We start from the raw sequence: 20728 nt of genomic DNA on the forward strand, positions 1-20728 counted from the left end.
GACCGCTCCCCGTCCTGCCCGGTGGGGCGCGGCGGGGGTTCGCCCGACCGCTCTTTCATGAGCATGGCGAGGAGCGGCGTAGGCATCACCGGGCACTCCCTAATGGATGGGCCGGGTTCGTATCATTAGCCGCATGCGGGACTCCCTCAGCACGGACACCCGACTGGCCCTGGACCTCGCCCTGACCGTCCGGCACGACGGGCACGGCGGGGTCGCCGACGACCTGACCGATCCGGCGGCGCTGACCGCCTGGGTCCGCGCCCGTCCCGCCGCCGTGCCGTCCGCCGCGGACTTCACCGCCGACGCGGTCACCCTCGGTGCGGTGCGCGACCTGCGTGTCGCCGTCCGCGCGCTGTTCGCCCGCGCGGTGCACCCCGCGGCGCCCAGCTCCGCCGACGCCGGCCGCCTCCCGCCCGCCGCCGAGGCGCTGGCCCGCCTCAACTCCGCCGCCGCCCGCACCCCTTCCGTGCCGGTCCTGACCTGGGGCGACGGCGCCGAACCGAGGGCGCGCCGGCAGCCCGTGGGCGGCGAGGAGGAACTGGTCGCCGTCCTCGCGCAGGCCGTCATCGCCTTCCTCGCGGGCCCCGACCGGCCGCGGCTGCGCGCCTGCCACGCGCCACGCTGCGTCCGCTACTTCCTCAAGGAACACCCCCGCCAGGAGTGGTGCGAACCCTCCTGCGGCAACCGAGCCCGGGTCGCCCGGCACCACGAACGCCACCGCGGGCACGGCTAGGATCCGAACGCCGTATGTGACGCCGCCCACCCGACGCCGACGACCTGCGGGCACGTACCATGTCGGCATGTCGTTCCTCCGCCGCCGCAGCGCCACCCCCGCCGGGCCAGACTTCGACGTGCTGGCCATGGATCCGGGAGACTGGCCCGGCAATCTGGGCGCCGGCCTGCTGCCCGCCCCCGACGGCACCTGCCAGGGCGTCTTCCTGCGCTATGACCTGTTCGGCGGCCGCGGCCCCGCGATGATCATCGGCAATCTGCCGGAGGGCTCACCGGCCCGCGAGGTCGGCGAGGGACAGGTCCCGTTCGAGGTGGCCCAGCTGCTGCTGGCCCTGGAGAACGAGGAGGAGGTGTCGGTCGTCGGTACCGAGGACGTGCCGGTCATGCAGGGCGACAACCTCCTCATCGTGCGCCGCCTGAAGCTCTCCGAGGGCCGGATCTCCTGCGTGCAGTTCGACCGCAGCGACAACGTCCTGGTCACCATCGCCGCCTGGGACCGCCCCATCACCGACGACCTGTACACCCTGCTGAAGCCACTGCCCGCCGAGCTGTTCCAGCAGGGCTGAGGCCCCGGGCCCCGGCTGACGACTCCGGTCCGCCTCGCGACGCCGAGCACGTGCTCTCGTACCCGACGCCGCGAGGCCGCCCCGCGGGCGACGACACGAACGGCCGGCCGGCCCCTACCGCACCGACGACACGGTGACGTCCGCCGCCCGCACGAACGCCACCCGGTGGCCGTACTGGATCTGGTAGTACAGGTCCTCACCCGTCACGACCCGGTGCGCGTCGGTCGCGAAGGTGACCGCGTAGTAGTACTGGCCGGGAAGCTTGTCGCCGACGACGTACCTCTGCCCCTTGGGCAGCTTGTACGACAGCGGAGACACCGCCTGCACGGGCACCCCCGCCGGGTACGCGGACGCCTCGGGATAGGCCCGCCCGTACACGGGAACGCTGTCCAGGCCCTCCTTCGGCGTGATGACGAGCCCCTTCGCGGGCACCGCCGTCGGCGCCTTCTTCGTGTTCTTGAACCAGGCCTTCTGACCCAGGTACCAGATCGCCGTCCAGTCGCCCCGGCGTTCGGCCACCGCGTACTGCTGGCCCGTGGAGACCCGGGAGCCGATGTCGTTGACCCCGGTCGTCGAGTCCCCGCCGCCGGGGCGCAGACCGATGTCCTTGACGAGCGGGTATTCCTCCCCGGGCCCCGTGTACAGCCGGACGGCGCTCGAACCGTGCACCGCGCACGGTGTGCCCGCCGAGGCGCAGCCCGTGAACTCGGGCCGGTTCGTGGCGTAGTGCGGCAGGATCGTCACCACGCCGCTGCCGGGCCGCGCCGTGGGGCCGAACGGACGGCCCAGCAGCGAGAAGTAGTGCCGCCAGTCCCAGTAGGGGCCGGGGTCGGTGTGCATACCGGGGACCGTGGCCGTCGTCGTACCGGGCACGGTGTCGTGGCCGAGGATGTGCTGCCGGTCCAGCGGGATGTCGTACTTCTTCGCGAGGTACTTCACCAGCCGGGCCGACGAGCGGTACATCGCCTCCGTGTACCAGGCGTCCGGCGACGCGAGGAAGCCCTCGTGCTCCAGGCCGATCGACTTGGCGTTGACGAACCAGTTGCCCGCGTGCCACGCCACGTCCTTCGCCTTCACGTGCTGGGCGATGTGGCCGTCCGTGGAGCGCAGGGAGTACTGCCAGGACACGTAGGTGGGGTCCTGCACCATGTCGAGCACGCCCTCCCAGGCGCCCTCGGTGTCGTGCACGACGATGTACTCGATGCTCTGCGACGCCGGCCGCTGCCCCTTGTCGTGGTTGCCGTAGTCGCCCTCGCCGAACTCCTCGTACGGCGCCGGGATCCACTCGCAGGACACGGTCGCCGGGCACTCGGTCCCCGCGGCGGCCGCCCCGCGCAGCCCCGCCCGCGCCAACTGCCCCGTCTCCGGCGCGAGATCCGGGCGGGCGGCCAGCGAGACCCGCTGCCCGGCGTCCGTCAGGCGCTCCTTGCCGGTGCGGATCACGTCGAACACGTCGTCGGCGTAGGTCGCGGCCGTCGCGCTGTCGTCGGCGCCCGAGAAGCGGGCCACCGCTCCGTACCACCGCGCGGGATCGTCGCTCGGCGGCTCGCCCAGCTCCTCCTGCGCGGCGGCCAGCAGCGCGGCGCCGCCCGCCACGTTCGCCGCCGGATCCGTGCGCAACTCCTCGGCGCTCAGGCCGGTCAGCTCGGCGGCCTTCGTCAACGTCTCGAGCCGCACCGGGAGTTCGGTGTCCTGCGAGATCGGCGCGGCGGGGTGCAGCGGCGGGCGGGCGCTGTCGCCCCGGGGGTCCTCCGTGCCCTCGCTGTGGTGCGGTGCGGAGGCCAGAGCGGCGCGGGCGTCGGTGAGGTGCATCGGCCCGTAGCCGCCGGACACGCTCGCCGCGCCGCCGTGCTCGTCCCAACGGGACTGGAGGTAGGAGACGCCGAGGAGCACGCTCTGCGGCACGTCGTAGGCGGCGGCCGCCGCGGCGAACGCCTCCTGCAGCGGAGCGGTGGGCCCGGCCTCGGACGGGGCGGCGCCGAGCAACGGCAGCAGCATCGCCGCCGAGGCCACCGCGCCGGCGGCCCGGCGCGTGCGTTTCGACCCCGGGACACGGCCGGGGTCGATGGCGGATCGTGGCAAAGCAGCCTCCTGTGACGGTCGTGCGCGGTGAGCCGTGCGGGGCCGGGCGTGTCAGTGGTACCGGCTCTCCGACGATCCGTCAATCATGCTGCTCGCTCGATGATTTCCCATGTCAGGGCGGGGTGCGAGGAGTTTCGCGACGCGGGCCCGCGGGCCTGCGGCGCGTCAGTGGCGTACACCAATGGTGCCGTCGGGAAGACGACGACCGCGGTGCGCCCGCCGCTGCGGCGCACCGCGGTCCGTCATCCCCGTCAGCGAGTGCCGACCGCCGCGCGTACGGCCCGGCGGGCCAACTGGCAGTCGTCGTGCAGCCGCCGCAGCAGCAGCCGCTGTTCCTCGCCGGACGGCGCAGCACCCGGGTGGGCCGTTCCCGGTGCCGCCGGGGTCATGTCGTGCATGGAACGCTGCACGGCCGTCTCGTAGGTACGGATCTCCCGGGTCAGCACGAGCATCAGGTTCACCAGGAAGGCGTCCCGCGAGGCCGGGCCCGCGGACTGGGCGATCTGGCTGATGTGCCGCCGCGCCGCGGGCGCGTTGCCGAGCACCGACCACAGCGTCGCAAGGTCGTAGCCGGGCAGGTACCAGCCCGCGTGCTCCCAGTCCACCAGCACCGGTCCCGCCGGGGAGAGCAGGATGTTCGACAGGAGCGCGTCCCCGTGGCAGAACTGGCCCATCCCGTGCCGCCCGGCGGTCTGTGCGATGCCGTGCAGCAGCTTCTGGAGGTCGCCCAGGTCCCGGTCGGTGAGCAGACCCAGCTCGTGGTACCGGGAGATGCGCGCCGCGTAGTCCAGCGGGGCGTCGAACGTGCCCGCCGGCGGGCGCCAGGCGTTCAGCCGGCAGATCGCGCCCAGCGCGGCCCGGATGTCCGTGCGCGGCGGTGCCTCCAGCGGGTGCCGTTGGAGGGCCGCGACCCGCCCCGGCATCCGTTCGATCACGAGTGTGCAGTTGTCCGGATCCGCCGCGATCAGCCGGGGCGCACGCACGGGCGGGCGGTGCCGGACGAACGAGCGGTAAGCAGCTATTTCGTGGCGGATCCGCTCGGCCCAGGCCGGCGATTGGTCCAGTAAGCACTTGGCGACGGCCGTGCTGCGCCCGGTCGTACCGACCAGGAGCACCGACCGTCCGCTGCGCCGCAGCACCTGCACCGGGGCGAACTCCGGACAGATCCGGTGCACCGAGGCGATCGCCGTGCGCAGTTGGGCGCCCTGAGGGCCGGACAAGTCGAGTCTCCCGCTGAGCGGTGGAGTGCCGAGCCCCGCGGGGCGCTGCGTCCGGCCCGCGCCGAGCACGGGTGCCGGCGGGCGCGCCGGGGCGAGATAGGGGCCGCCGCCCGACAGCGGCGCCTCACCCGGTCGCGGGGAGACGGGAGCCGGGGGGTGGGGGCGCAGCGGCCGGGGCGGGGCGGACACGGAAGACGATGCTGCGTACATGGGCGAAACAGATCCCTTCGTGTGCCTGCGACGTCATTGCGCCACCCGGCCCGACCTCCCGGGTGCACCCTGGGGAATGTCCCTCGGCGACCGGGTCGGGGTGGCGCGTTCCTACCTGACACCCGTTGCCCAGTGGCACACCATCTGGCGCACCCTGGCGAACCGTGGCGAATAGTCGCCCGGCAACCGTCACGGGGCTACTGTCAACTCAGCCGAGAACCTGGGGGCTTGACGTGAGCGGTGAACCCAACACCCGCCTGGCGGACCTGTTCGGCCTGACCGGCTGGTCCAAGGGAGAGCTCGCGAGGCTGGTCAACCGGCAGGCGGCGGCCATGGGCCACCCCCAGCTGGCGACCGACACCTCACGGGTGCGGCGGTGGGTCGACATGGGAGAGATCCCGCGCGATCCCGTGCCGCGGGTGCTGGAGGCACTGTTCACCGAGCGTCTCGGCCGTGTCGTGACCATTGAGGACCTCGGTCTGGTCCGGCACGGGCGTACAGGGAAACGGCAGGGCGGCGGGAGCATGGAGCATCCCGACGGCGTGCCGTGGGCGCCCGAACGGACTGCCGCGGTCCTCACCGAATTCACGGGAATGGACCTCATGCTCAACCGACGCGGCTTGGTGGGCGCGGGTGCCGCGCTCGCCGCGGGATCCGCACTCAGCAGCGCCATGTACGAATGGCTGCACACCGATCCGGCCCTGACCGCCGACGCTCCCTCGACCGACAACCCCCTGCACGCCGACCCCGCTGGGTTCGACCGCTACGAGGCCGCCCCCATCGGGTCGCAGGAGATCGAGGAACTGGAACGCTCCGTCGAGGTGTTCCGAGCCTGGGACGCCGCTCGTGGTGGCGGGCTCCAGCGCAAGGCGGTCGTGGGTCAACTCAACGAGGTGGGCGGCATGCTCGCCTACCACCACCCACCCCATCTCCAGCGCCGCCTGTGGGGCGTCGCCGCCAACCTCGCCGTGCTCGCCGGCTGGATGTCCCACGACGTCGGCCTGGAGCCCACGGCCCAGAAGTACTTCGTCATCGCCGCCCATGCCGCGCGTGAGGGCGGTGACCGGCCCAGGGCCGGCGAGGCGCTCTCCCGAGCCGCCCGCCAGATGGTGCACCTGGGACGGCCCGACGACGCGCTCGACCTGATGAAGCTCGCCAAGTCCGGCTCCGGCGACCAGGTGCTGCCCCGCACCCGGGCGATGCTGTACACCATCGAGGCCTGGGCTCAGGCGTCGATGGGCAAGGGCCAGGCCATGCGCCGCACCCTGGGGCGGGCGGAGGACCTGTTCGTCTCCGACAAGGGCGACGTACCGCCGCCGAGTTGGATGCAGACGTTCAAGGAGGAGGACCTGTACGGCATGCAGGCCCTCGCCTACCGGACGCTGGCGGAGTACGAGCCGGACGCGGCCGCGCACGCACAGCACTTCGCGGAGAAGGCGCTGGCGCTGAGGATCGACGGAAGGCAGCGCTCGAAGATCTTCGACTTCCTGTCCATGGCTTCCGCCTGCTTCATCGCGGACGACCCGGAGCAGGCGGACCGGTACGCGCGCCTGGCCCTGATGTCGATGGGATCGAACTCCTCCCACCGCACCTGGGACCGGTTGCGCGAGATGTACCGGCTCACCGCCCAGTACGCCGGATTTCCGAGGATCCAGGAGCTGAGGGAGGAGATCGAACTCGCGCTGCCCAGGACGAAGGGCAACGGTGGCAAGAGCAGCTCACAGGTGTGATGTGGCTGTCATGAGGTGATCCTGGCGATGAGTACGCAGGCGTCGTCCTGACGTGCGGACTCGCCCAACTCCTCCACGACCGTGCGTACGCAGTCGTGCGCGCTGTGCGTCTCGGCGAAGCGCGGGGCGAGGTCGAGGAGGCGGTGCACGGTGGCCGCCCTGCCCGCGCCGTCGGTCCCGCCCGACCCGGCTGAGCCGTGTCCGGGTACCAGCCCGTCGGTGTGCAGCAGGATCAGATCGCCGGCCTCCAGCGTCACCTCGGCCTCGCCGTAGGCGGCGCCCGAGGAGGCGCCGAGCAGGACGCCGTCCGGAGTGTGCAACGTGCGCCCCGTCCCCCTGCGGAACAGCAGCGGGGCGGGGTGTCCTGCTTGGGCCCACACCAGCGTCCGGGTCTCGGGACGGTAGCGGCAGCAGACGGCGCTGCCCAGGGCCGGTTGCACGGTGGTGTCGAGGAGCTGGTTGAGCCAGGCCAGCAACTGGGCGGGCCGGGTGCCCGCCATCGCCATGCCGCGCAGCGCCCCGAGCAGCATCGCCACGCCCGAGGTGAGCGCGTCACCGTGCCCGGTGAGTTCGCCGACGCTCAGCAGGCTCTCGCCGCCCGGAAGCTCGACCGCGTCGTACCAGTCGCCGGCGGCCGGCGTGCCCGTGCCGGACGGCAGACGGGCGCCTGCCAGGTCGAGGGCGGGTGTGCCCTGGAGCGGGAACGGCAGGGTGCTGTGCCAGGGCGCCGCCCCGGCCTCCCGGAGCTCGATCCCGAGCCGCTGCTCGGTCCGCGCGCGGTCCCGGTCGCCGCGCAGCGAGTCCCGGGTCTCGCTCACCGCCCGCTGGCTGCGCCGCAGTTCGCTGACGTCGCGCAGCACGGCCCACATGGAGGCCGTACTGCTGTCGGCGCCGAGCACGGGCTCGCCCATCATGTGCACCGTACGGACCTCGCCGTCGGGGTGCACGATCCGGAACTCGCCGTCGATGCGCTTGGCGTCGACCAGGCAGTCCGTGACCATCGAGGTCAGCTTCGGACGGTCCGCGTCGAGCACCACGGAGGGCAGCTCGTCGAGGGTCAGCGGCGCGGCGGCGGGGTCGCGGCCCAGGATCTCGTACAGCTCTCCGGACCAACTGGCCTCGTCCGTCAGCAGGTTCCACTCCGCGCTGCCGACCCGGCTCAGCAGCGAGCCGTGCGCCGGGGCGGCCGGTGTCGCCGTGCCGGCCGGCGCGGCCGTCGTCGGCGGGCCCTCCCGCAGCTGGGCCAAGTGCGCGTCGAGGTCTTCGAGTTGGTGCAGTGCGAGGTCGTAGAGCGCGCGCTGCCAGCGGTCCTGAGGGGCCGATCCGTCGCCCTGCGCGTCCCGCCGTACGGCGTTCACGTCCCCCTTGAGCCGCCGCGTCTGTGTTATCAGCGCGTCGACCGGGCCGCCTCCTGGCGGCTGGGCCGCTGGGCGGTCCGCGGAGAGATGGGACGGCATGACGTACTCCGATGAGGGGACGGTACGACCTGGGGGGCGGAGGGACCGTTATGACTGTTGCACAGCCCGCGACGCCCCGTAAGGGATTTGGCAACACACGATACGGTGGTGCTTCTGGCATATGCCACAGTCTTCACGGAGTGGTCATGGCGTAGCCGGGGCGTACATCGTCCGCTGCTGCGAGGCGTAGGGCGCGTACGCGATTTGACGGACCGTCGGATGTTTTCCGACGCTGTCATTCGCGTGTTCGACGCGCTGGTGTTCGAGAGGCCATGTTACCGGTGGGCGCCGTCGTACAGCTCGGGGCGCGGTGCCTGTTCGACACTCGTGCGGGCGCCGCTCTCCAGTGCCCGGACGCCGGCTTCTGCCACCACCGAGGCCGCGTATCCGTCCCATGCGCCGGGGCCGGTGACCCGGCCCCGCCGCGTGGCGTCGACCCAGGCCTGGACCTCGCGGTCGTAGGCGTTCGCGAACCGTACGAGATAGTCCTGCGGGACCTCGGAGCGGGCGTCGCCGGCCGTCGTGACGACCATGGAGTGCTCCTCCCCGATCCGCGCGCCGCCCCGCTCGCACACGGCCTCGCAGCGCACCTGGTAACCGAAGCCGCAGTTGACGAACACCTCGACGTCGACGAGGGCGCCGCCGGAGGTCTCGAAGACCACGAACTGCGGGTCGACCAGTCCGGCGGGGGCGTGCGCGGAGGATCCGGGGCGCAGCACGGTCACGGCGGTCAGCTCCTGCCCGAGCAGCCAGCGCGCGGCGTCGATCTCGTGCGAGACCGAGCTGTTGATCAGCATCGCGCTGGTGAAGCCGGGCGGTGAGGAGACGTTGCGGTGGGTGCAGTGCAGCATCAGCGGGCGCCCCAACCGGTCGCCGTCCAGGAGGGACTTCAGCCGCGCGTACTCGGTGTCGTAGCGCCGCATGAAGCCGGTCTGCGTCAGTCGCCGGCCGAGCCGCACCTCCGCCTCGACGACGCGCAGCGCACCCGCCGAGTCGGGCACCAGGGGCTTCTCGCAGAGCACCGGGAGCCCGCGGGCGAAGGCCGCCAGCAGGGCCTCCTCGTGGGCGGGGCCGGGGGAGGCGATCAGTACGGCGTTGACGCCGGGGGCCGCCAGCGCGGCCTCCGCTTCCGCGTGCACCGAGACGCCGTCGATCCCGGCCGTCGCCTCCTTCGCCCGCTCGGTGTCGGGATCGGCGACGGCGGCGACCCTGGCGCCGTTCACCACACGGTCGAGTCGCCGTATGTGGTCGGCTCCCATGTGTCCCGCGCCCAGTACCGCCACACCCAGCAGGTCACCCACGTGCGCACTCCCTCGTCGCCGGCAGTCCCGGCGTAGCGTAGAGGGCCGGGCGCGGGGCGCCGGGAGCGGGGTGCGGGCGGCTCAGTAGCGCAACACGCCTGCGATCCCGTCGGCGTCGCCCAACGTGCCGTCGGGCACGAATCGCACGTCGGCGCCGGTCTCCAGGCACCGTTCGACGATCTCGTCCACGATGTCCTCGCGGGCGTCGAGGTCGTCGCCGGACGCGGGTACGAGGTGGTCGCCGTCGTCGCGCACGGTCACGCGGAAGTTCTCCTCGACGGCGAGCAGCCGCACCCGGGCCTCCCGGGCGTTCTGCCAGACCTCGTCGACCCCGGCCGCGAACTCCTTGCGCCCGCGGGCCGCGACGAGTTCCTTGGCCACGGCTTCGACGGTCCGCAGGGCCTCGTCGTCGAGCACGGGCCGTACCGCCTGCCACACGGCGTCCGGCGTCGCCTGCGCCAGACCGCCGTGCGGTACGTGCACGGCCTGTCTGGTCACGTCGCCGATCTCGTCCAGGCAGGACAGCGCCGCCTGCTCACCGGTCACGTACAGTGGCCGCGGACTCTCGCGCAGCATCGCGCCGATCGCCGTGTCCGCCTCGCGCAGGAAGTGACGGGTGTCCTCGTCCCGGAAGGTGCTCGGCATGTCGCCGATCCGCTCCACCCGCTCCGGGTCGAAGTTGTCGGCGGTCCTGATCAGCGGGAAGACGCCGGTGTGCTGCTCGGTGACGCGGTCCACGCCGCCGTTCCACAGCGTGACGCGGTCGGCGGACACCGACAGCACCCAGAACGGCCGCTCGGACACCTGCGCGGAGACCAGGTTGCGGGTGAGGAAGGTGTCCGAGAGCACCACCCGCTCGGGCACGGAACGGGCCAGCGACCACACCTGGTGCTCGCCGGGCGCCGCGAAGATCACCAGGCCGTCCTCGGTGTGCGTCAGATCGACCTCGCTGAGCGCCAGGTCGAGCTGCGCCTCGACATCGGTACGCCGCTCCCGGGTCACCGCGGGATCGGCCTCCAGCTGCTTCTTGGCCTCGGCCACCACATTGCGCAGCCGGACCCGGTCCTGCGCGTTGTAGGGCTCCCGGCGGTGTGTCGGCGTCAGCACGGACACCGCGGGGTAGGGGCGCGGGCGGCGCAGCTCGGAGAGGGTCGTGGGACTGAGTGCGTGCTCCATGACAGAACCATAGGGCCGATTTACGTATGGGGCATTTGGGGTGATCGCGACATGTCGTGGATCGTTCATCCGTCGTCCTCCGAACCGCAGGAACTGCCGCTCGGCGGCAGGGTCCCGTACAGGAGGAAGGCGTCGACCGTGCGGTGCACGCAGGTGGACGCCGCGTACCCGGTGTGTCCCTCGCCCTTGTTGTCGAGCACCACGGCCGACGGCCCCAGCCGCTTCGCCGTCTGCGTGGTCCAGCGGTAGGGCGTCGCGGGGTCGCCACGTGTGCCGACCAGCAGCATCCCGGGTGTGTCGAGGTCCTTGACCTCGTCGCGGATGTAGTCGGTGCCCTTGGGGCGCCCGTAGCACATGAGCACCTGGGCGAGCCGGTGCCGGCCGAAGATCGGGGAGGCCTCCTCGTAGGCGGCGCGCAGTCTGCCGAGGTTCCGGGTGATCTGCTCGGCCGTGGGGCGGTCGGGATCGTCCGCGCAGTTGATCGCCATGAGCGCCGCGGGGAGGTTGTCGAGCGGGACCTCCTCGTAGTCGACCAGCGTTCCGTCGCCGGTCCGTGTGGTCCTCGGCCGGGGCTCCCGATGGCCGGCGGGCGCCATGCCGCCGGTGGCGAAGGCCTCGATGTGCCGGGTGTCCCCCTCCTCGACCAGTGCGGCGAGGGCGCGCTCCAGCGTCGGCCAGTGGTCCTTGCTGTACAGCGCCTGACTGATCGCCGCCACCAGGTCCTGGCCGGTCAACTCCCCGCTGAAAGCCGTCGGTACGGGTGCCTCGTCCAGGGAGCGGACCAGCCGCTGGACCTCTTCCCGGGCGGCGCGCGTGTCCTGGCCGAGCGGGCAGGACGCGTGCCGTACGCACCAGCGGAGGAAGTCCTCCAGCGCGGCCTGCTGTCCCGCGGCGCCCGCGACACCCTGCTCGCTCAACGGCTCGGTCAGCGTGTCCACGCCGTCCAGTACCAACCGCCCCACCTTGTCGGGGAACTGGGCCGCGTACACCGCGCCGAGACGGGTTCCGTAGGAGAAACCCAGGTAGTTGAGCTTCTTGTCGCCGAGCGCCTCGCGTATGACGTCCAGGTCCCGTGAGGCGTTGACCGTGCCTATGTACGGCAGTACGGGCCCGGAGTTCTCGGCGCACGCGTCGGCGGCGGTGCGCACCTGCCGCAGGGCGGTCTGCGGATCGCGCAGCGTCTCGTCGGTCCCGCCCATGGCCGCGGCGTTCTGGAACAGGCCGTCACCGCAGCTGACGGGGGAGGACCGGCCGACGCCGCGCGGATCGAAGCTCACCACGTCGTAGTTGTCGGTGAGATCCATGAAGTCGTCGCCGCCGTGGGCGAGTTCCACGACGCCCGGCCCGCCCGGACCGCCGAAGTTCAGCACCACCGAGCCGCGCTTGTCACCGGTGGCCCGGTAGCGCGCCAGGGCCAGGTCCAGTGTTCCCTTGCCTGGACGCGCGTAGTCGAGGGGCACGGTGACCTTCCCGCACTGGAGATCCTCGGGGGCGTCCGCCTCCTTGCACGCCGTCCATCTGATCCGCTGGTCGTAGAACCGGGTCAGATCGGGCTCCGCGTCGCGTGCGGAGGCCGTCGTGGGCAACCCGGCGCCCACCAGCGCGAGACCGACCGCTCCGGTGAGCGCACAGCGCCGGGCCATGTGCCGCGGTGACAGCTTGGCCAGCATCGATGCCTCCAGGGGCGCCCCGCTGCGCACCGCAGGACGGCGCCCTCGATCACGATAAGCGGGCACCGCAGGGCACGCCTCCCGGCGAGCGCGACGGGTCGCCGAGCCCTACTCTTCCGCCGTCGCGCCCGCAGCCGGAGCGATCCGTAGCGATACGGCGGGTTCGGACGGTTTTACTGCCAGTTCGACATCTGTGTCGCTCGATGGGGTGAAAGGCGGATAAGCCATAACTCGGATGGTTCACCTGCGTTTTATCCGGTGCGGGTGAGTGCCCGCGACCATGTCTGGAAGGCAGTGAACCTATGAGACGGGTTACCCGGAACAGTGTGATCGGCTTTGTCGCCGCCTCGGGCGCGATGGCTGTGACGCTGCCGGCGCACGCCGCGTTCGCGGCCGGCGGGGGCTCCTCGGCGGACGGCGCCGCGGCCGGCTCTCCCGGTCTGATCTCCGGCAACACGATCCAGCTCCCGGTGAACGTACCGGTGAACGCGTGCGGGAACACCGTGAACGTGGTGGGCCTGTTCAACCCCACGGCGGGCAACCGGTGCGCCAACGAGGGCGGCGCGACCGTCCAGGGCACCGCGCCCGCGGGTGGGACGAGCGGCGGGTCGAGCGCGACGGGCAGCGAGTCGAACTCGCCGGGAGTGCTCTCCGGCAACGGTGTGCAGCTCCCGGTCGACCTCCCGGTCAATGTCACCGGGAACAGCGTGAACGTCGTCGGTGTCGGCAACGGCACCTCGGGAAACGAGTCCGTCAACACGCCGGGCGACCCCGTGCAGCCGGCGCCGCGGCCGGCGCCCTCCACGCCGCCCGAGGCGCTGCCGGAGCCGAGGCCGGCCCCGTACGCCCCGCAGCCCACCGCGCTGGCCGAGACGGGCGCGGACGCCGTCCTGCCCGCCGCCGCGGGTGCCGCGGCACTGCTTCTGGGCGGTGCGATGCTGTACCGGCGCTCCCGCGCACAAGGGGGGCACTGACCAGGGCGCTCTCGCCCCTGCTCCCGGTCCGTGAGCCACGGACGACGCACCACCGGCTCACGGACCGGGGCGGTCATCGGCGCTGATGGAACCGCCGGTGCAGTGCGTGTACCTGATCGGCCAGTTCCGGTACCGGTCCGTCCACCGGCACCCCGGGCGCGATCTCGTTCACGGGCAGTGTGCGCACCGGAGGCGCCGGCACACCCAGCTCGCCGAGCCAGGAGGCGAGCTGCCCGCAGGACGCCACGTACACGATGCGCCCGAGGCCGACCCAGGCGTGGGCGGCGGCGCACATCGGGCAGTGCTCGCCGGAGGTGTACACCGTCGCCGCCGTACGCTCCCGCGGTGTCAGGTGCGCCGCGGCCCAGCGCGCCAGCTCGAACTCCGGGTGGCGGGTGCGGTCACCCGAGGCCACCCGGTTCCGGTCCTCGGCGAGCACCTCGCCGTCCGCGCCGACCAGTACCGACCCGAACGGCTCGTCCCCGGCGTCCAGTGCCGCCGCCGCAAGCTCCACGCAGCGGCGCAGATACGGCAGATCGTCGTCCTGCACCATGAGGCACGGTCCTCCTCCATCCGTGCGGCCATGATGCCCGGGTGGATCGCGGGACGCAGCCCATGTGCGTCGCCCCGGTCCGACGACCCGACCGCCCCCCGGTCAACGGCGCTTGGCCCGGTCCAGTGCGGCGACGCCCAGTGCCGCGAGAGCGATCTGTATGAGCCACTCGACCCAGTCGACGCCCCTGGTGTCGGACACGTCGAGCCCGGCGGCGATCGCGGTGCCGACGAGTGCGGCGGCGATCCCGACGAGGATCGTCCACAGAATGCCGATGCGCTGACGGCCCGGAACGACCAGCCGGCCCAGTACACCGATGATGATGCCGATGACGATGGCACTGATGATGCCCGAGATCTCCATCTCCACCCCTCTTTGTCGGGACCCCCGCTGCTCTCCTTGTGCCCACCGGCGGCGAAGACAGTCCGCGCTTGACATGCAGGTATTTCCCTGCATAACGTCGAGTGTGCGATCAGAGGACGACTCAGGGATGGACCAGGTCTTCAAGGCACTCGCCGACGAGACCCGCAGAAGGCTGCTGGACCGGCTGCACGAGCACAACGGGCAGACGCTCGGCGAGCTGTGCGAACGCATCGACATGACACGTCAGTCGGTGACGCAGCATCTGGCCCTCCTGGAGGCGGCCAACCTGGTCAGCACGGTGCGGCGGGGGCGGGAGAAGCTGCACTACCTCAACCCGGTCCCGCTCCACGAGATGCAGGAGCGGTGGATCGACAAGTTCGAGCGCCCGCGCCTGAGCGCGCTCGGCGCCGTGAAGCGACGAGCCGAGGAAGCCATGACCGACAAGCCCACGTTCGTGTACGTCACGTACATCGCCGGCACGCCCGAGAAGGTGTGGGACGCCCTCACCGATGCCGACCTGACCGCCGCCTACTGGGGCCACAGCAATGTGTCCGACTGGCGCCCGGGATCACGCTGGGAGCACGTCCGCACGGACGGATCCGGCATCGCCGACGTGGTGGGCACCGTCACCGAGAGCGACCGCCCCACCCGGCTGGTGACGACCTGGGCGGCGCCCGAGGACGAGGCGGACGCCGCCAGGCACTCGCGGGTCACCTTCGACATCCAGCCGCACGGCGACATCGTCCGGCTCACCGTCACCCACGAGGATCTCGCCGACGAGGACGAGCGGTCCGATGCGGCCTCCGGCTGGGCCGCCGTGCTGTCCAACCTCAAGTCCCTCCTGGAGACCGGCAGCCCGCTGCCCGAGGAGCCGTGGTCGGTGCCGAACCGCTGAGCACGCCGGCGGTCGAACCGCTGAGCACGCGGACGGCCGGCCCGCGGGACCCGCGGACCGGCCGTTTCCCCGCTTCTTCCCCCGTTCCCCTTTCGCTTTTCCCTTCCCGGCGTCTCCTAGCGCTTCGGGACGCTCTTCGCCGCCGTACCGGCGCACACGAGTCCCAGGATCAGGGCGAGGGCGCCGATGACGATGTTGTTCCACACGACGCCGGCGTCCGGGTTCCGTCCGACGACCCAGGGCGAGATGATCATCCAGACGCCCAGTGCGCACATGGCCCAGCTGAGGCCGTACATGCGTTCCGGGGCCCTGGTGAACCCGAGGGCCAGCAGGCCGATCGCGATGCCGACGATCAGGTTGTGGGGCACGAGGGCGGGCTGACTGGTCGTGTAATGGACGACCCACGGTGATACGGCGCAGTACAGACCGAGCAGGAACACCGGTCCGTCCACGAGCGCCACATCACGGCCGCCGAGCACACGGTCGTAGCGAGCCCGCATTTCGGATGCATCAGGATGGCTGGTTATGTCACCTCTGGTGGGCGAGACGTTGGCCATGGTCGATCTCCTTCTTGCTGTGCTGGCCTGACCGCGTCTGGTGCGGTGTGCGGTGAGCGCCGCGCACGTCCATTTTGCACTTATTTCTCCCTTATGTGTAGTGGTCGGATCGCCGTACGGCGGCGGCTTCACGGACGGTCGGCGCCCGGTCGCGTGGAGTTCGCCCCTTCCCTCACATGAGCGCGGCGATCCAGGGCAGACGGGTCCCAAGAGAGCGGTCCCTGCGAGGACTTGTCGACGAATCGACCGGGAGGTGCCTGCCGCTATGGGAGCGAAGGTGTTGGAGCGGTTTCCGGCCGGGGCTCCGCGGGGCTCGTGGCCGGCCGAGGAGTACGCCGCGACGCTGCGCGCCGAGGGTGAGCCCGCGACGGTCGTGATGGATCTGAAGTCGGACGCGTTCCTCGTGGTGGTGCCGCTCGGCGAGGAGGAGTGACCCCCCGCCCCGGGGCCGGTGCGCAACCCTGGCCCTAGGCGAGCGAGGCGAGGTGGGCCCTGCGTACGTCGTCCGTCTGGCCCTGGACGAGCAGGAACATCCCCTCGCGGGCGAGCCGTTGGGCCCGGCTGCCGAGATCCATGGAACGGCCCCCGCCCGCGACGACCGCCGCGGCCGTGGCCGCGCGCAGCACGTCGTAGGCCCGGGTCTTGAGCGCCAGGCGCTCCTCGATGTGCTCGTGCGGGACCGGGTGGTCGGCGAGGGCGTACGCCCCGCGGCGGACCTCGTCCAGGCGGACGCGCAGCGCCTCCGCGGTCTCCCGCCCGTCCCGGGACCCGGCGACCACGTCGAGCGCCGCGTCCGCCACCCCGAAGACCGCCGGTGACGCGTTGGTGTTCTTGGGCCTGTCCAACCGCGCGAAGTCCTTCCGCGGGAGGCGCAGCACAACGGCTTCCTCCGGGAGCCACAGCCCGTCGAGGGCGAGGGACACCGTGCGCGCCGCGGTCAGCGCCGCGAGCCGCAGGGGCGGCGACGGGCGCAGCCCGGGCTGTTCACGCGCCTCGGCGCAGACGAACACCACCTCGTCCTCGTCGGTCACGCCCGCCAGCACCATCACGTCGTTCAGACCCCAGCCGGTGTACCAGGACACCGTGCCGTCGAACCGCCAGCCGCCGCGGTCCGGAACGGCCCGGACCGGCACCCGGGGGAAGGCGCGCAGATGGGTGTAGGCGATACCGGCGAGGAGTTCCCCGGTGGCCAGCGGGCGCAACAGGCGGTCCCGCACCGGCAGTTCGCTCTCGGTGAGCAGTTTCACCGGCCGGTGGTGCTGCGTCTGCACGAACCAGGTCGAGCAGCACGCCCCCGCCAGGATCTCCTCCGTCTCGCGGAACACCGCCACCGGCGCGGCCGAACCCCCGTACTCCACGGGCGCGCCCAGTCCGAGCAGTCCCGACCGCTTGACCGCCTCCACATGGCTCCCGGGCACCCCCTCCTGGTCCACCTGCTCGGCGTGCGGCACGAGGAGGTCGTCCGCCAGGCGCCGGGCGCGGGCGACGAGCGCGTCTGCTGCGAGGGTCATGGGACCGATTCTCACCCGCTCCGCGTGATCCGGCCGGTCGGTGGGCCGTCGCGGCGCCGGGACTCCGCTCCGCGCGGTGCCTTCAGCCGTCGCACCACCGCGGGCGGGGGAGCGGCAGGGCGGCGGTCGCGGCGCCCGCCCCGCGAGGGATCCCGGCCCTCGCCCGGGACGCGGTGCGGCCGTCCCGGTGCGCGTCCGGCGCGGACCGCGGCGAGCGGGCACCCGCATGCCCGCCGTCCGCGGACCGCCCCGGACGGGCACCGGTCCGCACGCCGGCGCCGGGCCTCATACGCTCAGCGCCTCCCGCACCGAGCGTTCGGCCTCCTGGCCGCCCTCGCCCGCCGAGGTGACCCGGCCGGCCTCCAGCACGTAGTACCTCTGTGCCGCCCGCATCGCGAAGCCGACGTGCTGTTCGACCAGGAGCACCGAGAGCCCGCCGCGGGCGGCCAGGGCCAGGATCGTCTCCTCGATCTCCGCCACGACCGACGGCTGGATGCCCTCGGTCGGCTCGTCGAGCAGCAGCAGCCGCGGCTCGGTGACCAGGGCGCGGGCGATGGCGAGTTGCTGCCGCTGCCCGCCGGACAGCAGCCCGGCCCGGCGGTTCGACAGGGCCCGCAGCGCCGGGAACAGGTCCAGCGCCGCGTCGACCGCCGCCCGTCCGCGCCGGCGGCCGTCCGCGACGAGCTGGAGATTCTCCGCGGTCGTCAGATGCGGGAACGCCTGCTGCCCCTGCGGGACGTACGCCATCCCGCGTGCCACCCGCTCGTGCGGCCTGCGGCGGGTGATGTCCTCGCCGTCCAGCAGGACCGTGCCGCTCGTCGGGGTGAGCAGTCCGACGGCGGCCCGCAGCAGCGTGCTCTTGCCCGCTCCGTTGTGCCCGAGCACCGCGGCCACCCCGTCGGCGGGCACCTCGACGCTCACCCCGTGCAGCACACTGCTGCGCTGGTAGCCGACGCACACCTCGTCGATCCTCAGCATCACACCTCCTGTACGGCGACGTCGGCGGCGGCCTCCCGGGGCGCGTGCCCGAGGTAGACCTCCTGCACCTTCGGGTCGGCCTGCACCTCGGCCACCGTCCCCTCGCTGAGCATCCGGCCCGCGTGCAGCACGCTCACACTGCGGGCGAAGGAGCGCATGAAGTCCATGTCGTGCTCGATGACGACAACGGTCCGCTCCGTGCTGATCCGCTCCAGCAGCTCGCCGGTCGCCAGGCGTTCGTCGTGGCTCATCCCGGCCACCGGCTCGTCGAGCAGCAGCAGCCGTACGTCCTGCACCAGCAGCATGCCGATCTCCAGCCACTGCTTCCGGCCGTGCGCGAGGGTTCCGGCCGGGGAGTCGGCGAGGTCGCCGAGCCCGATCGTCTCCAGCGCGCGGACGACCGGCTCGGGGGTGCTCCTGCGCCGCCGCAGCATGGTCCACGCGCCGCGGCCCGCGCCCGCCGCGATGTCCAGGTTCTGCAGAACCGTCAGCTCCTCGAAGACGGTGGCCGTCTGGAAGGTGCGGCCGATGCCCGAGCGGGAGATGCGGTGCACGCTGCGCCCGAGCAGCTCCGTGCCGTCGAAGCGCACCGAGCCGTGGGCCTTCACCAGACCGGTGACGGCATCGACGAGGGTCGTCTTGCCGGCGCCGTTCGGCCCGATGAGGAACCGCAGGTCCCCGGGCCGCACCTCGAGGTCCACTCCGTCGACGGCGGTGAACCCGTCGAACGCCACCCGCAGCCGACGTATCTCGAGTCCGGCGGGCCCGCTCATGCCGCTTCTCCCGTCGTCAGGGCGGTCGTCCCGCGGCGGTCGGCGCGGCGCCGCCGTACCGTCCCGGCCAGCGAGGCGATGCCGCCGGGCAGGAACGCCAGGGCCACCACGAACAACAGGCCCTGGAAATAGGTCCAGGCGGCCGGGAACTCCTCCGACAGCGCGGTCCGGGCCCAGGCGACGCCGACCGCCCCGAGCACCGCGCCCGCCAGGCTCGCCCGTCCGCCGACGGCGGCGCCGACGACGAACTCGATGGAGGGCACGATGCCGATCATCGCGGGCGAGATGATGCCGACGGCCGGCACGAACAGCGCGCCCGCGAGCCCCGCCATGCCCGCCGCGACGACGTACGCGACCAGCTTGACGTTGGCCGGGTCGTAGCCCAGGAAGCGCACCCGCTCCTCGGAGTCGCGCACCGCCACGAGGAGTTCGCCGTACCGGCTGTGGATCAGTTGGCGGGCGACGACGATCAGGAGCAGCAGTGCGGCGGCGATGATGAAGTAGACGGTTCGCTGGTTGACCGGGTCGTCGAGGTCGTATCCGAAGAAGCCCTGGATGTCGGTGAGCCCGTTGGTGCCGCCCGTGGTGGCCTGCTGGCCGATCAGCCAGAGCGCGAAGGCGGCGGCGAGCGCCTGGCTGAGGATCGCGAAGTACGCCCCCTTGACCCGGCGCCGGAAGACGAAGGAACCGAGGAGCGCCGCGACGGCCATCGGCAGCAGCACGGTCGCGGCCAGCGCGACCACCGGGTTCGCGAACGGCCGCCACCACCAGGGCAGTTCGGTGGCGGTGCCGTACAGCTGCATGAAGTCGGGCAGATTGCCCGGCCCGGCGTCGGCGATCTTCAGATGCATCGCCATGGCGTAGCCGCCGAGCCCGAAGAACACGCCCTGGCCCAGGGTCAGCAGTCCGCCGCGGCCCCAGGCCAGGCAGATGCCGACCGCGACCATCGCGATGCACAGGTACTTGGCGAAGAGGCCCAGCCGGAAGTCGGACAGGGCGAGCGGCGCGACGGCGAACAGCAGGAGCGCGGCGCCCGCCAGGGCGGCCCAGGCGCGTGCGGAGCGCCCTTGCGGAAAGGTCATACGAGACTCCTCGTACGGAGTGTGTACAGCCCCTGGGGGCGCCACTGGAGGAACGCGACGATGGCGACGAGCACCAGCACCTTGGCGACGCTGACCGTGGTGGAGTACTCCAGGACGGACTGGAGGACGCCCAGCACGAACGCGACGATCACGGTGCCCCTGAGCTGCCCGATCCCGCCGACCACGATCACCAGGAAGGCGTCGATGATGACGTTCGTGCCCATCGTCGGGCCGATCGGTCCCACCAGGGTCAGCGCGACGCCGGCGATGCCCGCCAGACCGGAGCCGAGGAAGAAGGCGGTGCGGTCGACGCGGGCGGTGGAGATGCCGGACACCTCGGCGAGGTCCCGGTTCTGCACGACCGCCCGGATCCGGCGGCCGAGCGGCGTCAGCCGCAGGGTCAGGGCGAGGGAGGCGACGGCCGCGACGGCGAGGCCGAGGATGAACAGCCGGCTGTTGGCGACGGTGAGGGGATCCGCACCGCCGATCAGCGTGATGTTCCCGGTGAGCCGTTCGGGGGCCCGGGTCTGCACGTTCGGCGCGCCGAAAACGTCCCGGGCGAGTTGCTGGAGCATCAGGGAGACGCCCCAGGTGACCAAAAGAGTGTCAAGTGGCCGCAGATACAGGCGTCGTATCAGCAGCCACTCCAGAAGTGCCCCGAGGGCACCCGAGACGAGAAAGGCGACGGGCAGCGCGACCAGCAGCGAGATTCCGGCGCCGGCGATGGATTTCTGAAGGACGTAGGTCGTGTATGCGCCCGCCATGATGAACTCGCCGTGGGCCATGTTGATGACGTTCATCTGGCCGAAGGTGAGCGACAGGCCGAGCGCGATGAGCAGCAGGACGGCACCGATGCTGATGCCGGTGAAGGTCTGACCGAGGATCACGGTCATGGGGC

The 20728-nt window shown here is 72.1% G+C and carries 20 protein-coding genes; 6 read left to right on the forward strand and 14 right to left on the reverse strand.

Going from position 1 to position 20728, the window contains the following annotated elements:
• Window positions 1-133 precede the first annotated feature (133 nt).
• On the forward strand, window positions 134-733 hold the full coding sequence (locus DN051_RS34360) for a CGNR zinc finger domain-containing protein (RefSeq protein ID WP_112440552.1): 600 nt from the start codon (window positions 134-136) through the stop codon (window positions 731-733).
• Between the two features lie 67 nt (window positions 734-800).
• Window positions 801-1298: a hypothetical protein gene (locus DN051_RS34365; protein ID WP_053761813.1), complete on the forward strand. Its 498-nt coding sequence runs from the start codon at window positions 801-803 to the stop codon at window positions 1296-1298.
• Between the two features lie 114 nt (window positions 1299-1412).
• Here the strand turns inward: DN051_RS34365 and DN051_RS34370 are convergent, their stop codons facing one another.
• Together DN051_RS34370 and DN051_RS34375 are read right to left on the reverse strand one after the other, a co-directional pair.
• A complete protein-coding gene (locus DN051_RS34370) occupies window positions 1413-3296 on the reverse strand; it encodes an N-acetylmuramoyl-L-alanine amidase (protein WP_079001519.1) in 1884 nt (627 codons plus the stop codon).
• A gap of 335 nt (window positions 3297-3631) precedes the next feature.
• The gene (locus DN051_RS34375) at window positions 3632-4810 is read right to left on the reverse strand and encodes an aminoglycoside phosphotransferase family protein (RefSeq protein ID WP_112440554.1); all 1179 of its coding nucleotides are present in this window, start codon (window positions 4808-4810) and stop codon (window positions 3632-3634) included.
• Window positions 4811-5043: 233 nt separating this feature from the next.
• On the opposite strand from DN051_RS34375, the gene DN051_RS34380 reads away from it, so the two are divergent.
• Window positions 5044-6540 (forward strand): DNA-binding protein NsdB, encoded by a 1497-nt coding sequence (locus DN051_RS34380; protein WP_053761816.1) that lies wholly within the window; start codon window positions 5044-5046, stop codon window positions 6538-6540.
• Between the two features lie 8 nt (window positions 6541-6548).
• Here the strand turns inward: DN051_RS34380 and DN051_RS34385 are convergent, their stop codons facing one another.
• From DN051_RS34385 to DN051_RS34400, 4 genes are all read right to left on the reverse strand, one after another.
• Window positions 6549-7997, reverse strand: coding sequence for a PP2C family protein-serine/threonine phosphatase (locus tag DN051_RS34385; RefSeq protein WP_053761817.1), 1449 nt, complete (start codon window positions 7995-7997; stop codon window positions 6549-6551).
• Between the two features lie 275 nt (window positions 7998-8272).
• The gene (locus tag DN051_RS34390; RefSeq protein ID WP_112440556.1) at window positions 8273-9298 is read right to left on the reverse strand and encodes a Gfo/Idh/MocA family protein; all 1026 of its coding nucleotides are present in this window, start codon (window positions 9296-9298) and stop codon (window positions 8273-8275) included.
• Window positions 9299-9379: 81 nt separating this feature from the next.
• The gene (locus DN051_RS34395) at window positions 9380-10474 is read right to left on the reverse strand and encodes a baeRF3 domain-containing protein (protein WP_053761819.1); all 1095 of its coding nucleotides are present in this window, start codon (window positions 10472-10474) and stop codon (window positions 9380-9382) included.
• Between the two features lie 65 nt (window positions 10475-10539).
• Complete coding sequence (locus tag DN051_RS34400; RefSeq protein ID WP_112440558.1) at window positions 10540-12144, reverse strand: alpha/beta fold hydrolase; 1605 nt, start codon at window positions 12142-12144, stop codon at window positions 10540-10542.
• Between the two features lie 302 nt (window positions 12145-12446).
• Between DN051_RS34400 and DN051_RS34405 the strand changes: the two genes are divergently transcribed.
• A complete protein-coding gene (locus DN051_RS34405; protein WP_112440560.1) occupies window positions 12447-13118 on the forward strand; it encodes a chaplin in 672 nt (223 codons plus the stop codon).
• A gap of 73 nt (window positions 13119-13191) precedes the next feature.
• Here the strand turns inward: DN051_RS34405 and DN051_RS34410 are convergent, their stop codons facing one another.
• Both DN051_RS34410 and DN051_RS34415 read right to left on the reverse strand, forming a co-directional pair.
• The gene (locus DN051_RS34410; protein ID WP_112440562.1) at window positions 13192-13671 is read right to left on the reverse strand and encodes a nucleoside deaminase; all 480 of its coding nucleotides are present in this window, start codon (window positions 13669-13671) and stop codon (window positions 13192-13194) included.
• Window positions 13672-13773: 102 nt separating this feature from the next.
• Window positions 13774-14034: a GlsB/YeaQ/YmgE family stress response membrane protein gene (locus DN051_RS34415; protein WP_053761823.1), complete on the reverse strand. Its 261-nt coding sequence runs from the start codon at window positions 14032-14034 to the stop codon at window positions 13774-13776.
• Between the two features lie 127 nt (window positions 14035-14161).
• Here DN051_RS34415 and DN051_RS34420 point away from each other — a divergent pair, with 127 nt between their 5' ends.
• Complete coding sequence (locus tag DN051_RS34420; protein WP_112440564.1) at window positions 14162-14929, forward strand: ArsR/SmtB family transcription factor; 768 nt, start codon at window positions 14162-14164, stop codon at window positions 14927-14929.
• Window positions 14930-15045: 116 nt separating this feature from the next.
• Here DN051_RS34420 and DN051_RS34425 read toward each other — a convergent pair whose 3' ends face one another.
• Window positions 15046-15486, reverse strand: a complete 441-nt coding sequence (locus DN051_RS34425; protein ID WP_053761825.1) for an SPW repeat protein — start codon at window positions 15484-15486, stop codon at window positions 15046-15048.
• A gap of 265 nt (window positions 15487-15751) precedes the next feature.
• On the opposite strand from DN051_RS34425, the gene DN051_RS45950 reads away from it, so the two are divergent.
• Complete coding sequence (locus DN051_RS45950; RefSeq protein WP_199314740.1) at window positions 15752-15919, forward strand: hypothetical protein; 168 nt, start codon at window positions 15752-15754, stop codon at window positions 15917-15919.
• Between the two features lie 34 nt (window positions 15920-15953).
• Here DN051_RS45950 and DN051_RS34430 read toward each other — a convergent pair whose 3' ends face one another.
• From DN051_RS34430 to urtB, 5 genes are all read right to left on the reverse strand, one after another.
• Window positions 15954-16997 carry an acyl-CoA dehydrogenase family protein gene (locus DN051_RS34430; protein ID WP_112440566.1) on the reverse strand — a complete coding sequence of 348 codons (1044 nt, stop codon included), beginning with the start codon at window positions 16995-16997 and terminating at the stop codon, window positions 15954-15956.
• Window positions 16998-17282: 285 nt separating this feature from the next.
• Complete coding sequence (gene urtE / locus DN051_RS34435; protein WP_053761827.1) at window positions 17283-17975, reverse strand: urea ABC transporter ATP-binding subunit UrtE; 693 nt, start codon at window positions 17973-17975, stop codon at window positions 17283-17285.
• Window positions 17975-18748 carry an urea ABC transporter ATP-binding protein UrtD gene (gene urtD, locus DN051_RS34440; RefSeq protein ID WP_112440568.1) on the reverse strand — a complete coding sequence of 258 codons (774 nt, stop codon included), beginning with the start codon at window positions 18746-18748 and terminating at the stop codon, window positions 17975-17977. Before urtD ends, urtE begins: the two co-directional genes overlap by 1 nt.
• A complete protein-coding gene (gene urtC / locus DN051_RS34445; protein ID WP_053761829.1) occupies window positions 18745-19830 on the reverse strand; it encodes an urea ABC transporter permease subunit UrtC in 1086 nt (361 codons plus the stop codon). The genes urtD and urtC overlap by 4 nt, the downstream gene beginning before the upstream one ends.
• Window positions 19827-20723 (reverse strand): urea ABC transporter permease subunit UrtB, encoded by an 897-nt coding sequence (gene urtB, locus DN051_RS34450; protein WP_053761830.1) that lies wholly within the window; start codon window positions 20721-20723, stop codon window positions 19827-19829. Before urtB ends, urtC begins: the two co-directional genes overlap by 4 nt.
• Window positions 20724-20728 lie beyond the last annotated feature (5 nt).

Source organism: Streptomyces cadmiisoli (assembly GCF_003261055.1).
Lineage (GTDB): Bacteria > Actinomycetota > Actinomycetes > Streptomycetales > Streptomycetaceae > Streptomyces > Streptomyces cadmiisoli.

Coding starts and splice junctions, on each gene's coding strand:
- DN051_RS34395 (WP_053761819.1), bottom strand. CDS start 10,474: ATGGAGCACGCACTCAGTCCCACGACCCTCTCCGAGCTGCGCCGCCCG.
- DN051_RS34375 (WP_112440554.1), bottom strand. CDS start 4,810: ATGTACGCAGCATCGTCTTCCGTGTCCGCCCCGCCCCGGCCGCTGCGC.
- DN051_RS34400 (WP_112440558.1), bottom strand. CDS start 12,144: ATGCTGGCCAAGCTGTCACCGCGGCACATGGCCCGGCGCTGTGCGCTC.
- DN051_RS34425 (WP_053761825.1), bottom strand. CDS start 15,486: ATGGCCAACGTCTCGCCCACCAGAGGTGACATAACCAGCCATCCTGAT.
- DN051_RS34430 (WP_112440566.1), bottom strand. CDS start 16,997: ATGACCCTCGCAGCAGACGCGCTCGTCGCCCGCGCCCGGCGCCTGGCG.
- urtB (WP_053761830.1), bottom strand. CDS start 20,723: ATGACCGTGATCCTCGGTCAGACCTTCACCGGCATCAGCATCGGTGCC.
- DN051_RS34415 (WP_053761823.1), bottom strand. CDS start 14,034: ATGGAGATCTCGGGCATCATCAGTGCCATCGTCATCGGCATCATCATC.
- urtE (WP_053761827.1), bottom strand. CDS start 17,975: ATGCTGAGGATCGACGAGGTGTGCGTCGGCTACCAGCGCAGCAGTGTG.
- urtC (WP_053761829.1), bottom strand. CDS start 19,830: ATGACCTTTCCGCAAGGGCGCTCCGCACGCGCCTGGGCCGCCCTGGCG.
- DN051_RS45950 (WP_199314740.1), top strand. CDS start 15,752: ATGGGAGCGAAGGTGTTGGAGCGGTTTCCGGCCGGGGCTCCGCGGGGC.
- DN051_RS34360 (WP_112440552.1), top strand. CDS start 134: ATGCGGGACTCCCTCAGCACGGACACCCGACTGGCCCTGGACCTCGCC.
- DN051_RS34420 (WP_112440564.1), top strand. CDS start 14,162: ATGGACCAGGTCTTCAAGGCACTCGCCGACGAGACCCGCAGAAGGCTG.
- DN051_RS34370 (WP_079001519.1), bottom strand. CDS start 3,296: ATGCTGCTGCCGTTGCTCGGCGCCGCCCCGTCCGAGGCCGGGCCCACC.
- DN051_RS34405 (WP_112440560.1), top strand. CDS start 12,447: ATGAGACGGGTTACCCGGAACAGTGTGATCGGCTTTGTCGCCGCCTCG.
- DN051_RS34365 (WP_053761813.1), top strand. CDS start 801: ATGTCGTTCCTCCGCCGCCGCAGCGCCACCCCCGCCGGGCCAGACTTC.
- DN051_RS34385 (WP_053761817.1), bottom strand. CDS start 7,997: ATGCCGTCCCATCTCTCCGCGGACCGCCCAGCGGCCCAGCCGCCAGGA.
- urtD (WP_112440568.1), bottom strand. CDS start 18,748: ATGAGCGGGCCCGCCGGACTCGAGATACGTCGGCTGCGGGTGGCGTTC.
- DN051_RS34410 (WP_112440562.1), bottom strand. CDS start 13,671: ATGGTGCAGGACGACGATCTGCCGTATCTGCGCCGCTGCGTGGAGCTT.